The sequence below is a fragment of the Sandaracinaceae bacterium genome (assembly GCA_016706685.1).
Classification (GTDB): domain Bacteria; phylum Myxococcota_A; class Polyangia; order Polyangiales; family Houyiibacteriaceae; genus JADJJE01.
On record JADJJE010000027.1, the window covers coordinates 76,078 to 89,014 of the forward strand.

Below are 12,937 nucleotides of genomic sequence, written 5' to 3' on the forward strand. Positions count from 1 at the left end.
CCCAACCCGGAGCTTCCTCATGTCCAGCACCCTCACCAACGTCCTCCTCCTCGTCATCCTCTTCGCCACCCAGGTCGTCGTCACGGATTGGCTCACGCGCAACGTCCTCGAGGTCGCTTCCAAGCGTCCGCTGCGCGCGGCTGCGGCCACGTTGTTCCTCACTGGCTTGACCCTCGGCCCGGCTGCCTATGGCGTCGATGCGCTGCTCGGCGGCAGCCTCTCCTCCCTCTCACGCGTCCTTCTCTGTCTCACGGTGGGTGTCGCGCAGACCGGCCTCGTCCTGCGCCTGATCTACGGAACCGGCGTGCCGCTCGCGTTCGTGCACGGCCTCATCCTCCACCTCACCTGGGGCGCGGTGTCCGTGCTGATCATGCTCTGCGACCGCCTGGGCGACTTCTACTTCACCGCGCCGTTGCTCTTCATCCTGGCAGCACACGTCACCAAGCGCGTGCAGGACAGGGATCTGGTCCGCCGCCTCAGCAGCATCCCGCCCACGGCGCCCAACGTCCGGGTCGCCCAGCGCTGAGCGCCCAGCAGCTCAGGCGGGCGCGGCCTCGCGCGGTGCCGCGCGCAGCATGTTCGCGTCGCCCAGCATCACCGCCAGCGTCTTCTGCAGCCGCGTGAGCACGGGCTCCTGCACATAGGGCACGCCGTAGCGCTCGCACAGCGCCCTCACGGCCGGCTGCATGCGCTGGTACTGCAGCATGCTCATGTCCGGGAACACGTGGTGCTCGATCTGGTAGTTCAGGAAACCGTGCAGAAAGTCGTTGAAGTCACTGCCCGTGCGGAAGTTGGTGGAGCCCACCACCTGGCGGAAGTAGAACTCACCCTTGCCTTCGCTGACCGGCTCGTCGAAGGCGTACATGTCCTCGCCCGCGTGGTTGGTGGTGATGACCAGGAACGAGTGCAGGTTGGTGAACCACTCCGCCAGCATGCTGTTCACCAGCACGTTCGTGGCCGCTATCGGGCCCAGCGGCAGGAAGAGCAGGGGGGCGAGGACGAAGTGGGCGGTGGCATAGGGCACCAGGCAGCGCTCCCAGAGCGCACGCTCTCCCCACATGGAGGCCAGCGTGCGGGGTGCGCCGCCCTCGCGCTGAGCGCCGTCGTTCAGCAGCACGCGCAGGGTGTTGGGGGCGTAGTAGGTCCACTTCCACGTGCTCGCGAAGAACGCGATGACCGCCATGCGCACCGGCCGCGGCAGGTCCGACGCCCGCAGCCAGTCGAGGTTGGCCTCCACCAGGTCCGGGTCGGCCAGCTCCCCCAGCCGGTAGTGGTGCAGCCGGTTGTGCTCCACGTTCCACGCCTGTGGGTCGATCCAGTCGAACCAGTCTCGGAAGCGACGGCTCCCCGCGGCGAACGTCCGGCTGGTCCGCTCCTCGGGCACGCCCGGCACGTGGTCGTAGCCGCGGTGGGACACGTGGTGGGCCACCATCGCCCAGCGGGTCAGGCGCCCCTGGCTCAGCAGCAGCGCGGAGAGCGGGTTGGGGGCGAGCCATGCCGTCGCATATCCGGCCGCCGTGCACAGCCGGCCCCAGCGCTCGATCTTCGCCAGGTGGTCCAGGTCGGGCTGGCCTGCCTGCGCGCGAAGCTCGCGCTTCAGCGCGTCCAGGTCCCGCGCGAACCCCGCGTGGTCGATGTCGCGGGCGGCCAGCGGGACGGGGCGGGGCGGGGTACGGTGACCCTCGGAGGTGGGCGCTGCGGTAGAGGTGGTGGGCATCTCGTCAGGGTTCCAGGGCGGAGAGATGTATCGTTCCAGACCGGACGCCGCAAACCGGCGTCCCGTCGTCCGGCTCGCCCAGCCGGCAGAAATGCACGATTCGGCTTGCTTACGGGCCTTTCCGGGCGCATGAACGCACGTAAGGTACTCTCGCAGCGGTTTCGGGACGCACAACACAAGGTTCTTGCGTGATCGAACCAAGCAGTCATGTTGACTGCTGCGGCGTCTTTCGCGGGCTCCATTGAGCTCGCTTGGGGCGGGTCAGGACGAGAGGCTAGAAGAGAGAAATGTGATGTCGAAGAAGCTATTTGTGGGCAGCCTGAGCTGGGGTACGGATGATCAAGGGCTGCGCACGGCGTTCGAGCGCTTTGGTGACGTGACTGACGCGAAGGTCATCACTGACCGTGACTCGGGGCGCAGCCGCGGGTTCGGGTTCGTGACGTTTGCCGATGATGGCGCTGCCGACCAGGCAGTGGAGCAGATGCACGGCGCGACCCTCGACGGCCGCACCCTGAACGTGAACGAGGCCCAGGATCGTCGTGACGGCGGCGGCGGTGGCGGCGGCGGCGGCGGTGGTCGCGGCGGCTACGGCGGCGGCGGCGGCGGTGGCGGTCGTGACCGCGATGGCGGCGGAGGCGGCGGTCGCGGTGGTCGTGACGGCGGCGGCGGCGGTCGTGGCGGTCGCGATGGCGGCGGCGGCGGCGGCGGTCGTTGGTGAGACCTCGGTCCACCTGACCCAATGAAGAGGGCTCCCAGCAGGGGGCCCTTTTTCAATTGGGCCGTTGGAGCCTCCACCAACAGCTGCTCAGGGGCGTGACGAAATTGCGCAGCGCACAACTTCGTCAAACAACCCGAAGAACGTTTGATGTATCGTTCACTCCCTGAGAGCCCGCCATGTCACACCCAAGAAACAAACGACTCCCTCTCCTCTTGGTCTTCGCGGCGCTCGCCTGTCCGGCGGGCTCACTTGCGCAGTCTCCAGTCGACGACGCGCAGGCCCAGGCGCAAGCCGCGCGTGACGCGTATCACTCGCTGGACCTCGATCAGGCCCAGGAACAAGCGCGGGCTGCGGTCGACACGTGCGAGCGCGGTGGCTGCCCCGCCCCGGACATGGCCCGCTACTACGTGCTCCAGGGCATGGTCGAGTACGCCGCCACCCAGGACCGCGACCGCGCGCGAGCCATGTTCCGGCAGGCTGTCCATACGGACAACGCCGTCGAGCTGGACCCCGAGCTGGCCACGCCAGACCTGCAGGCGATCTTGGTGGACGCCCGCGAAGACGTCGCCATCGACGGCACGCTCTCGCCGGAGGAAGTGGCTGCGCGCCATGGCGACGATACGCCGCGCCTGCACGAGGGAGGCACGTGTCATCAGGACGAGCAGTGCTCGGCCGGGCTCATCTGCGAAGGCAACATCTGCGTCAGCGGTGAGCGCCCCGAGGTGGAGGAGCCGTGGCAACGGTTCTTCCTCGAGGTGGGCTTCAACATGGCGGCCGCCACGGCCAGCGACCAGATGACGCCGGCCGACGCACCCGTGCTGACGTTCAACGGGACCGTTCCCACGGGTGTCGAGCGGTTCGACCCGCAGATGGACGACGATCGGTCCAACGACAGCTACTACGTGGGTGGACAGAACGGCTGCAACGCCCCCGTACCCACCGATGAGGCCACGACCGACAACTACTGCGTCCGTGTCACCTCGGGCCTCTTCGTCTTCGCGCCCGGCATCCACGTCGGCCTCGGCCTCTGGTTCACCGAGCGCCTCGGCGTCTCGCTGCGCGCGCGCATCGGCATCGGCCACGGCGGTGGCTCGCTCAGCTTCATCCAGCTCGGCGCCCGCTTCCACTTCCGCGTGGTCGTGCCCAAGCCCGATGGGCTTCACATCTCGCTCTTCCTGGGCGCCGCCTACGGACAGATCCAGGTCCGTCCCAAGCAGGTGGACGCGGATCGCATCTGGGCCACCACTGGGCCCATTGGCATCGATCTCGGCATGAACCTGGGCTACCGCTTCACCCCGAACGTGGGCATCTTCGTCCAGCCCGGCGTCTACACACTTCTGCCGGACTTCTCGCTCGGCCTTTCGGCCACCGTGGGCCTCGACCTGGCGATCGGCTCCGTGGGTGGGCCTCCGCCCCCGCCGCCCGAGCCCGAGCCCGAAGATGACGACCGCGATGGCGACCGCATCCTCAACCACAACGACGCCTGCGAGGACGAGGCGGAGGACGTGGACGGCTACGAAGACGAAGACGGCTGCCCCGAGCTCGACAACGACAGCGACGGGATCGTCGACGGGGCAGACGCCTGCCCGCGCGAAGCCGAGGACATGGACGGCTACGAGGACGACGACGGCTGCCCCGAGCGCGACAACGACGGCGACGGCGTGGCCGACGTCGACGACGCGTGCCCGAACGAGGTCGGCGTGGGTATCGCCCGCGGCTGCCCGGAGCCCGACCGCGACGGTGACGGCGTGGTGGACCGCATGGACAACTGCCCGGAAGAGGCTGGCCCGCGTGAGAACCACGGCTGTCTCGAGGAGCAGTTCGTGGAGATCCAAGAGGACCGCCTGGTCATCACGCAGATCATCTACTTCCGCACCAACCGCGACGTCATCGAGGACCGCTCGTTCCCGCTGCTCGCGCAGATCGCGAACGTGTTGAACTCGCACCCCGAGATCACCCGCATCAGCATCGAGGGTCACACGGACAGCCGTGGCCGTGCCCGCAACAACCTCACGCTCTCGCAGCGTCGCGCCCGCTCGGTCATGAACCACCTCATGACCACGGGTGGCGTGGACGCCTCGCGGCTCAGCTCCGAGGGCTACGGCTCCACTCGCCCGGTCATCGAGAACGCCACCACCGAGGAAGAGCACGCCCAGAACCGCCGCGTCGAGTTCGTCATTCACCACGACTGAACCCGAGCTGCCGCACCTGCCTTGACCGGTCACCCCGCGCATACGACCTTGCGCGGGTGACCGGTCTTCGCATTTTCTCCATCGCGGGCATCCCAGTGTGGATCAGCCCCTGGTTCTTCCTGCTCGGTGCGCTCTACGTGCACCAACTGGGCTGGAGAGAGGGGCTGGTCTTCACGCTCTGCGTGAGCGTGAGCATCCTCGTCCACGAGCTGGGCCACGCGCTCGTGGCCGCTCGCTACCGGCTGTCGCCGCAGATCCTGCTGCACGGCCTGGGTGGGCTCTGTGCCCATGAGCGCGCCGACCGAGACCGCCACGATGCGCTGATCTTGGTGGCCGGTCCGCTTGCGGGGCTGCTGCTCGGGGTCTTGGTGCTGGCGGCGCGCTTTGGGCTCCTCGCTGGCGGCGTCACGGTCAGCCCCGACGCCGAGGCCGCCATCTCGTTCCTGCTCTACATCAACATCGTCTGGTCCATCGTGAACCTGCTGCCCATGTGGCCGCTCGACGGGGGACGCCTCTTCCGCCTCGGCCTGCTGCAGGTGATGCGGCCGTTGTGGGCCGAGCGCCTCACGCACGGGACCTCCATGGCGCTCTTGGCGGGCGGCGCCATCTATGGCTTCACGGGCGGCATGGTGTTCCTGGGCTTCATCGCGCTGTATTTCATGCACCAGAACCTGCGGGTGCTGCTGGGCGAAGCCCAGGGGGACGTGGTCCGGCACAAGAACCCGCGCGTGAAGGCCATGTTGGCGGACGTGCAGGCCGCCTACGACGCGGGGGACGACGCCGAGGTGCTGCTGCGCGGGCACCGCCTGCGCGACGAGAGCAACCTGCCGGAGAAGACGGTTCGGCGGCTCTTCGCGATGCTGGGCGTCAGCACCGCGCGCCTCGGCCGCCACAGCGAGGCGCTGGCGTACCTGCAGCGCGCCGAGACCAACCCCGAAGTGGTCGAAGCGGCCATCGAGTGCCTGCATATGCTCGACCGCGACCGGGAGCTCGACAAGCTCCTGGAGTCCAAAGCCTTCCAGCTGCTCTCCGCCGCCCGCCGCCAGCAGATCCTGGACGTGGTGCGCCCGGAGGCAACCTCCGCCTAGGCCTCAGCCACGCTGGCTCATGGGGAGCCGCGCCCGCGCGATCTCGCGGCGCGCGATCAGCCGCTCGGGCTCGAAGGGCGCGAGCTCGGGCCCAAAGGCCGCCGCCGTGCTGCTCACGGGCGCCGGGCCACGGGCCAGGTCATCGAGGGCGCTCAAGTAGGCGCCCAGCGTGTGCGGTCCGAAGAGCGTGGAGGCCCCCTCGTAGCGCTGGTGGGCGTACTCCTCGGGCGTGGTGATGTAGCCCGCGTAGCCGTTGGAGTGCCCTGCTACCACAGCGTCCGGGGCGCTGGGCCAGTGCTCACGCAACAGGGCCCGCACGCGGCGGCCGGCCACCGTGGTGGGCTCGCCGGGCAGCAGCGCCAGCGGCACACCGGCCAACGACAGGAGCTGCAGCGGCAGGAAGCGCGGCGCCCACGGCTCGTCCAGCACTCCGCCGGCATACGCCGCGCTCATGTACGCCATGGAGTAGTCGAAGCGGCCGAGCCCAGCCAGCCGGGTGTACGGGACCAGCCCAAAGGCCAACCCGTGCACGCCCTTGCCCACCTCGAAGAGCGGCACCTGCGGGTCGTCCTTGGCCGTGCGACGCCGCAGCGTGGCGAGGGCATCGAACACCGGCCGCAGACCGTGTAGCGGGCCGGGGCCTTCGAGCGTGCCCAGGCTCATGCTCAGGCCCAGACGCGCGCTGCGAGTGCGCAGGCCACCCGATCGCAGCTCCTGGCCACGGCGTCTGTGGGTCGCGAAGCGTGGCGCTACCGGCGCGTTGGCCATGTCCAGGTGCACGGTCCTGCCCTCCACGGGGCCGCTCAGCGCGGGCGTCCGCCCCGCCCGCTCGAACGCCCGCCAGGCCCAGTCGGCCTGCAGCATACCGTTGAGGTCTGCGCTGGCGTGGTCGTCGTCGTGCTCTCCGATGGCCTCGCCGCGCTCGGCGTCCCAGCGGCGGTTGGGGGACACGTCGCCTGCGGCGCCCTGCGCGAAGATGGCCACGAAGCCCGGGCGGTGCTCGCTGCTCGCACCTGCACGCTGCTCGAGCGCGGCCGCAGCGATACCCTTGTTGTCCGAGTGCAGCTGGTCGAGGTGCGGATGGAGGCTGGTGCCGTGCACCCCGAACCAGTTCACGAGGCCTAGGCCACGCCCCGCGGCGTCACTCACGCGCAGCGTCTGTGTGTCCCGCGTGGTGGCCAGCTCCGGCCGACCGGGGGCCACGGTTCGCGTGTCGCGGTTGTCGTTGTAGGCCCGCAGCGAGCGGTTGAACGCGACCGGCACGGTATACGGGATGCGCGCGCTGGCGTACTGCAGGGTGGCGGGTTCGGCCGCGTGAACCGCGCTCGCAATGCAGTCCACGATGCCGGCCACCACTGCGCCGAAGACCACGGACGAGAAGCCACGGTTGGTGGTGTTGTACATGGGGAACTGCGACAGCCCGCTGGGCCCCGAGTGGGTGTGCGTAGCGCCGAGCGCGACGTTGTGTGCGCCGAGGCCGGCCAGCGCGGGCTCGTGGCGCGCGCGCTCGGCGAGGGCGGCCAAGACCGCCAGGCGCACCGCGCACGTCAGGAAGCCCAGCTCGGCTACCACCAGCACCACCTGACCGCCGGTCGCGGTGTCCTCGAGGAACAACGCGCGCGCGAAGAGCGGCGTCGCCACACCGCGCACCTTGTGGCCCGGGTGCTCCCAGCCGAGCATGGCCATGCCCGGCTCGTACGCCGTGATCTCACGCCGGCTGAAGCCCGCACGATAGGAGGTGACCATCGCGCGAGGTGTACTGCAGGACGGGCGCCCCGACCAGACGCCCGCCTGCGGAAGCCGCGTAACATTTCGAGGGCTGGCCGTTACGCGGAGGAGTCCTTCGCGACTCGTGGCACCCAAGGAGCTCCCCATGTCCGTTTCTTCTCGCATCCGTCGGTCCGCGCGCCGGACCACCTCGCTCACCGTCTTCGCCGCCAGCATGGCGCTCGCGCCCGCTCTGGTGGGCTGCGGCGAGTCCACCCCGGCCGAGGCCCCCTCTGCGCCGCTCGAGGCCCCCACGGCGCCAGCGACAGGCAGCGTGTGGCAGGTGGCCACCGACGGCTCGGCGGTGGACTTCCTCATGGCGGCACCGCTCGAGAACATCCACGGTCGCGCGCCCGGTTCCGTGCAGGGGGAGCTCAACCTCGACCTCGACGAGCTCGGCCGAAGCAGCGCGCTCGTGCGCATCGACCTGCTCCAGCTCGAGGTGCTCCAGCAGAAGCGAGAGACCGCCGATCAGGCCTTTGGCGAAGAGGTGCGCAGCGACACCCAGAACGAGCACGTTCGCACCTGGTTCGAGATCTCGCCCGACGCGCCCGAGGACGTGCGCGAAGCCAATCGCTGGGTGGAGTTTCGCGTGGAGCGCATCGACAACCTCAGCGCGGCCGACGTCACGGCCATGACCGGCGCTGAGCGGGTGGTGCAGGCCACGCTGCACGGCCAGCTGCGCATCCACGGGCACACCGTCCCCAAGAGCGCACGGGTGGAGCTCACCTTCACGTTCGAGGGCGACACCGCCACGGGCGTGCGCGTCCGCTCGCTCGAGCCCGTGTCCGTGGGCCTCGAAGAGTACGACGTTCGGCCGCGTAGCGCGTTCGGCACGCTGGCTCAGCGCACGCTGGCCGCGCTCGGCGAGAAGGTCGCCACGGCGGCGCCCGTCACGTTCGACTTCCGCGCCATGCCCACGGCGCCCTGAGCTCCGGCGAGCCGCGCGTTCTCAGTGCGAGACGAGGGTGTCCAGGCGGTCGAGGGCGTCGTCTCGATGCCCCGTCTGGCGCGCCCACTCGAGGTAGCGGCGCGCGTGCTCGTGGCCGCGCAGGATGACGGTGCGCTGCAGCTGGTCCACCAGCCCGATGCTGATGACGGCGTTGTGGTGCACGTGCAGGTCCAGGAGCCACGCGACCCAGTCGGTGGCCGTGTCACTGTTGGCGAGGGCCGCCGCATAGGTGGCCACCGTCTCGATCTGGCGCGCCTCCAGCAGGTCGCCTTGCTCGATGCGCAGCTCGATCTCGCGGGCCACGCGGCGGAACATGCGAGCCGCCTCTTCTGTGCGTCCAGCGTCGAGCGCGCGCTCCACCACCTCGCCCAAGAGCTGGTACGTCCAGCTGCGGCTCGGCTCCACGGCAAACCCGCTGAACGTCTCGTCCTCGGCGATGGCGGGCGTGCCGCAGTGCGGGCACTCCTTGGCCGTGTCGGGGAAGGGCGTCTTGCACGCCCGACACATGGTCATGAAGCCGGTGGTCTTCGCCTCACGCGGAGCGCGGTCCACCATGTAGAAGAGCAGCTCTTGCGTGCCCAGCCGCACGCGGTCTCCGTCGTGCAGGAGCGCGGCGCCCTCGATGAGCTGGCCGTTGACGCGCGTGCCGTTGCGGCTGCCCAGGTCCATGATCTGAGCGGTGTCGCCGCCAATCAACACGCGCGCATGCTGACGTGACACCAGCGGGTCTTCGAGCGTGACATGGCACTCGGGGCTGCGTCCCATCAGCACTTCAGGGCCGACCAAGTCGAACTCTTGAAGTAGGAATTTCAGTCTAAATCGCGCCACCGGCTGTCTCCGCGCTGGAAAATATCACAACCAGCTGAACTCGGTCAGGTGAAGTGAGCGCAAAACGATCCCCAATCATGCCGCGATGACCCGCTCGAGCCCCTCGAGGCGCTTGAGCCGGAAACGCTCCGCCGCGGAGAACGCGTGGGCCCGGCTGCGCATGGCCTCCATGTAGGCCCGCAGCGCCTTGAGGTTCTTGTAGCGGACCTTGCGGACCAGCACGTGCATCTGCTCGATGTCTTCCGAGCTGACCAGCACCGAAGCCGCGAGGTGCGCCTCGATGACCCAGTCCAGCCACTCGGGCGCGTCCAAGCCGTCGCACAGCTGGAGCGCGAAGCGGCTGGCGGTGGAGAGGGTGCCCACGTCGGTGTTGGCGTGGTCGCCCCCGGCGTCCTGGCGGAGCTTGGTCAGGAACGCGTCCAGGTGCGGGCGCAGCATCTGCTGAGCGTCCCCGAACTTCTGGAGCTGCAGCGACTTCTGCGCCAGGTTGCTGATGAGCGCGAACGCCGAGATGGAGCGCCCCTCCGTGGTGAGCGTGGCGTTGGGATCGAGCTGAATCTCCACGGTGGCGTGGGACATGCTCAGCACCATGCCGCACTTGGAGCAGACGCGGGCCTTGGCCTCCTCGAACGCGCCGCAAGCCATGCAGCGCACCATGTCCGTGGTGGGGCGCGTGGCCGGTGCCGACTGCTGGAACTCCACGAACACCATCTGCTGCGCGCCGATGGTGATGCGGTCCATGTGCGTGAGCTCGTGGCTGCCGGAGATGAGCGTGCCGTTGACGGACACCCCGTTGCGGCTCCCCAGGTCGCGGATGCGGACCCCGTCTGCGCGGACGTCCAGGGCGGCGTGGCGCCGCGACACCAGCGAGTCGTCCACCGCCAGATGGCACTCCGAGCTGCGACCGATCAGGAACTCCCCGATGGGCATCTCGAGGTCCGTGGATTGGTAGCGGAGTCGATAGCGGCGCACGGGCGGGAACGATAACACGGAGGGTCGCGAGGAAGGAAAATGAGCGCGGGGTCTCACCAAAACGAAACGGGCCGCAGAGGCGACCCGTTCGAGTGGTTGCGGCGACGCCGCGTGGGGGGCGGGACTCAGCCCTCGTGGGACACGATCTGCCCGAGCGCTTGCTCGAGCTGACCCTGCACCTCGATGGTCTGGTTCACCAGCGTGCGCAGCTCCAGCAGGTCGCGGCGGAAGTCCTCGAACTCCGAACCCTGGGCGCCCAGCACGTCACGCGACGTGACCGGGTTGGTGATGATGATGTACTGCTCGGGCGTCGTGGTGAGCGGTTGGTTGGTGTAGATGGTCTTGTCCGTGGGGCGGTCGCGCCGGGTGGGGCGCGCCGGCACGGTGGTCATGGGCGTGGTGGGCGGGGTGGCCGGCCAGTCGATGAAGTGCAGGTTGCACACCAGCTGCCCGCCCGTGATGCTGGGCACGCAGCCCGTGGTGGGGCGCGCCAGCGAGTCCGTGGCCACGCCGGTGAGGGCAGCAGCCGCCTCTGTGAGCGCGGCGCGGTTGCGGGCGTTCAGCGTGAACGTGGCAACACGCTCGATGGTGGTGAAGAGCTGCTCCAGCAGCATGTGGTACTGGATGATGGGCTGCGCCGCCGCCGAGAACTGGTTGAACTGCGTGGACGCGAAGGTGGCCACGTTGTACTCGGGCCGCGCGATGGCGCGCAGGTCTTGGATGGCCTGGAAGTCCACCTGGGCGCCGCCGGTGCGCTGTGGGTTGGACGCGTTGATGGCGCGGTCCACCAGCTGCTGGGCCTGCACCACCGCGGCGGAAGCCTCTTGCGCCTTCTCGAGGATGGAGCGCGCGTCGCGGATGGCCGCCTCGCGGACGGCGTTGTCCTCGCGCGCACCCGCGACGGTGATGCCGATGATCGCGCCCACGATGGCGAACACCACGCCGAACGCCGCGATCTTTCCGGCCTGCTTGCGACCCACCTCGCTGTCGGCCACGGGCTCACCGTCGATGACGATGCGCACCTGCTGCGGCCCTGCGGCGGCCTCGCCGGCGGCGAACGGATCGGCCTTCTTCTTCTTGCGACGCTCCTCCTCCTCGGCGGCCGCAGCTTGCTGCGCCTGGACCATGGGAGGGGCTTCGACTTTGGGCTTGGCGGTGCCCAGCATGGGGCCCGGCATGCCGCCGACGGTGGACGGAGGTGGCACCACCCCACCGAGGTTCGGGGGCGGGGCGATGTCGCCACTGCCCGCCTGCACGGTGCTGGGGGCGATAGTCCGGCCCAGACGGGCCTTCAAGTCCTTGACTTTACGTGGCTTATTAGGGTCGTCTGACATCGCTGCTCTGCTGCAAAGGGAGGGCGCGAAGGTAGCTGTGCAAGGCCAGCACTGTCAAGCGCTGCCTTCCCCACTCGGCCCTTATTCGCTCGGGCTATTCGTCCTGCGGCAGTGGCCGGAACCAGCGCAGGATCAGCCATGAATCCAGCAGCGCGATGAGCACCGCCAGCAGCACCACGCCCAGCGACCACGCGTAGCTGGACGGCGGCTCGTCCGCGAGCAGCACCAGCGAGTCCGCCGACACCGGCTGGTCCATGCGGGTCTCGAGGTACGTGCGCACCGAAGAGAAGCGCGCCCCCAGCTGCCCGAAGGTCACCAGGCGCCCGGTGAACTCGCGCCGGGTGGCCAGCCGCTCTTGGTCCTCGTCCTCGTAGGCCACCTGGACGTACACGTTGCGCTGGCCAGCCAGCGGATAGAGCGTGTAGTGGTCGCTGCCCAGCATGCGCCGATAGCGCACGGCCGTGGACAGCATGGGGCTGCCCTCGATCTGGACGTGCGAGTTGGGCACCAGCCGAGCGGGGTCCAGGCTGGTGGCGCTGCCCAGCACCACCACGTCGGATTGCCCGAAAAAGTAAGACAAATCAGCGCGCAGGCTGATGGCCAGGGACAACGCAGCCGCCACCACCGCCGCCATCATGGTCAGCGTGGCAACGCGCAGACCCCGAGGCGGCGCGGGCAGCGCCAACAGCTCGGGGTCGGTCTCGTCCCGCCCGGGGGCGAGGCCACCCAGCTCGGGGCTGGGCAGCTGAGTCATGTGGGGAGCGTGCGTCACGAGAGCTATGACAGCGTAGCGCCGAAAAAGTTCGTTGGGAACGACGAGAGCGCATCTCATGACCATGGGCCACGAGGTGCGCTCTAGTTTCCGAGCTCCCCGAGGGGACTCAGCCGGCGCGCTTCTGAGCGGACCGCAGGCGATCCAGCAGGCGCGGCGAGGGGAAGCGCTCGAGGCTGGTCACGAAGGCGGCGTCTTCGCCACGACCCTCGGCCTTGGCCACGGCGCTGATGAGCCCTGCGCGCGTGCCGTGGTCCTTCTTGACCTGCGTGAGCACGTCGTGAAGGTGGATGAGCTTGCGGTTCGACACGTGATCCAAGCCCTTTTCGGCGTTGGCGCGGTCGATGAAGACGTCGTCCGTGGCGAGCTTCTTGAGGGCGTCGACGAGCTTCTGCTTGTCTCCGAAGCGCTCCTTGACGATGGCGAGCGGCGACTTGTTCATGATGATTCCGGGTCTCTGTTTGGCGCCGGCGGAGCAGACTCTGCAGGCTGAGTGAAGTGGCTCGTCGAGGCGCGCACGGGTAAAGCCACGAGGCGCTCGCGGGGCGCGGGATGTAGCACGCGGACTCCTGGGGGTGCAAATCGCGCCGGACTCAC

12 protein-coding genes are annotated in these 12,937 nt (G+C 69.1%); 5 read left to right on the forward strand and 7 right to left on the reverse strand.

Features of this window, described 5'->3' with window-relative positions; translation table 11 throughout:
- The first annotated feature begins 19 nt into the window (after positions 1-19).
- Positions 20-526, forward strand: coding sequence for a hypothetical protein (locus IPI43_26120; GenBank protein ID MBK7777559.1), 507 nt, complete (start codon positions 20-22; stop codon positions 524-526).
- A gap of 12 nt (positions 527-538) precedes the next feature.
- Here the strand turns inward: IPI43_26120 and IPI43_26125 are convergent, their stop codons facing one another.
- A complete protein-coding gene (locus IPI43_26125) occupies positions 539-1,717 on the reverse strand; it encodes a fatty acid desaturase (protein MBK7777560.1) in 1,179 nt (392 codons plus the stop codon).
- Positions 1,718-2,009: 292 nt separating this feature from the next.
- Here IPI43_26125 and IPI43_26130 point away from each other — a divergent pair, with 292 nt between their 5' ends.
- The 3 genes from IPI43_26130 to IPI43_26140 all read left to right on the forward strand — a co-directional run bounded on the left by IPI43_26130 (position 2,010) and on the right by IPI43_26140 (position 5,715).
- A complete protein-coding gene (locus IPI43_26130; GenBank protein MBK7777561.1) occupies positions 2,010-2,435 on the forward strand; it encodes an RNA-binding protein in 426 nt (141 codons plus the stop codon).
- 176 nt (positions 2,436-2,611) lie between these two features.
- Positions 2,612-4,627: an OmpA family protein gene (locus IPI43_26135; protein MBK7777562.1), complete on the forward strand. Its 2,016-nt coding sequence runs from the start codon at positions 2,612-2,614 to the stop codon at positions 4,625-4,627.
- Positions 4,628-4,683: 56 nt separating this feature from the next.
- Positions 4,684-5,715: a hypothetical protein gene (locus IPI43_26140; protein ID MBK7777563.1), complete on the forward strand. Its 1,032-nt coding sequence runs from the start codon at positions 4,684-4,686 to the stop codon at positions 5,713-5,715.
- Positions 5,716-5,718: 3 nt separating this feature from the next.
- On the opposite strand, the gene IPI43_26145 is transcribed toward IPI43_26140, so the two are convergent.
- Positions 5,719-7,461, reverse strand: coding sequence for a neutral/alkaline non-lysosomal ceramidase N-terminal domain-containing protein (locus IPI43_26145; protein MBK7777564.1), 1,743 nt, complete (start codon positions 7,459-7,461; stop codon positions 5,719-5,721).
- 127 nt (positions 7,462-7,588) lie between these two features.
- Here IPI43_26145 and IPI43_26150 point away from each other — a divergent pair, with 127 nt between their 5' ends.
- A complete protein-coding gene (locus IPI43_26150) occupies positions 7,589-8,413 on the forward strand; it encodes a YceI family protein (protein MBK7777565.1) in 825 nt (274 codons plus the stop codon).
- Between the two features lie 21 nt (positions 8,414-8,434).
- Here IPI43_26150 and IPI43_26155 read toward each other — a convergent pair whose 3' ends face one another.
- From IPI43_26155 to IPI43_26175, 5 genes are all read right to left on the reverse strand, one after another.
- Entirely contained in the window at positions 8,435-9,199 is a 765-nt protein-coding gene (locus IPI43_26155; protein ID MBK7777566.1) for an FHA domain-containing protein, read from the reverse strand.
- A gap of 138 nt (positions 9,200-9,337) precedes the next feature.
- Complete coding sequence (locus IPI43_26160) at positions 9,338-10,234, reverse strand: FHA domain-containing protein (GenBank protein MBK7777567.1); 897 nt, start codon at positions 10,232-10,234, stop codon at positions 9,338-9,340.
- A 125-nt stretch (positions 10,235-10,359) separates the two neighbouring features.
- Positions 10,360-11,529 (reverse strand): hypothetical protein, encoded by a 1,170-nt coding sequence (locus IPI43_26165; GenBank protein ID MBK7777568.1) that lies wholly within the window; start codon positions 11,527-11,529, stop codon positions 10,360-10,362.
- 133 nt (positions 11,530-11,662) lie between these two features.
- Positions 11,663-12,322 carry a hypothetical protein gene (locus tag IPI43_26170; GenBank protein MBK7777569.1) on the reverse strand — a complete coding sequence of 220 codons (660 nt, stop codon included), beginning with the start codon at positions 12,320-12,322 and terminating at the stop codon, positions 11,663-11,665.
- 127 nt (positions 12,323-12,449) lie between these two features.
- Entirely contained in the window at positions 12,450-12,785 is a 336-nt protein-coding gene (locus IPI43_26175) for a hypothetical protein (GenBank protein ID MBK7777570.1), read from the reverse strand.
- Between the last annotated feature and the right edge of the window lie 152 nt (positions 12,786-12,937).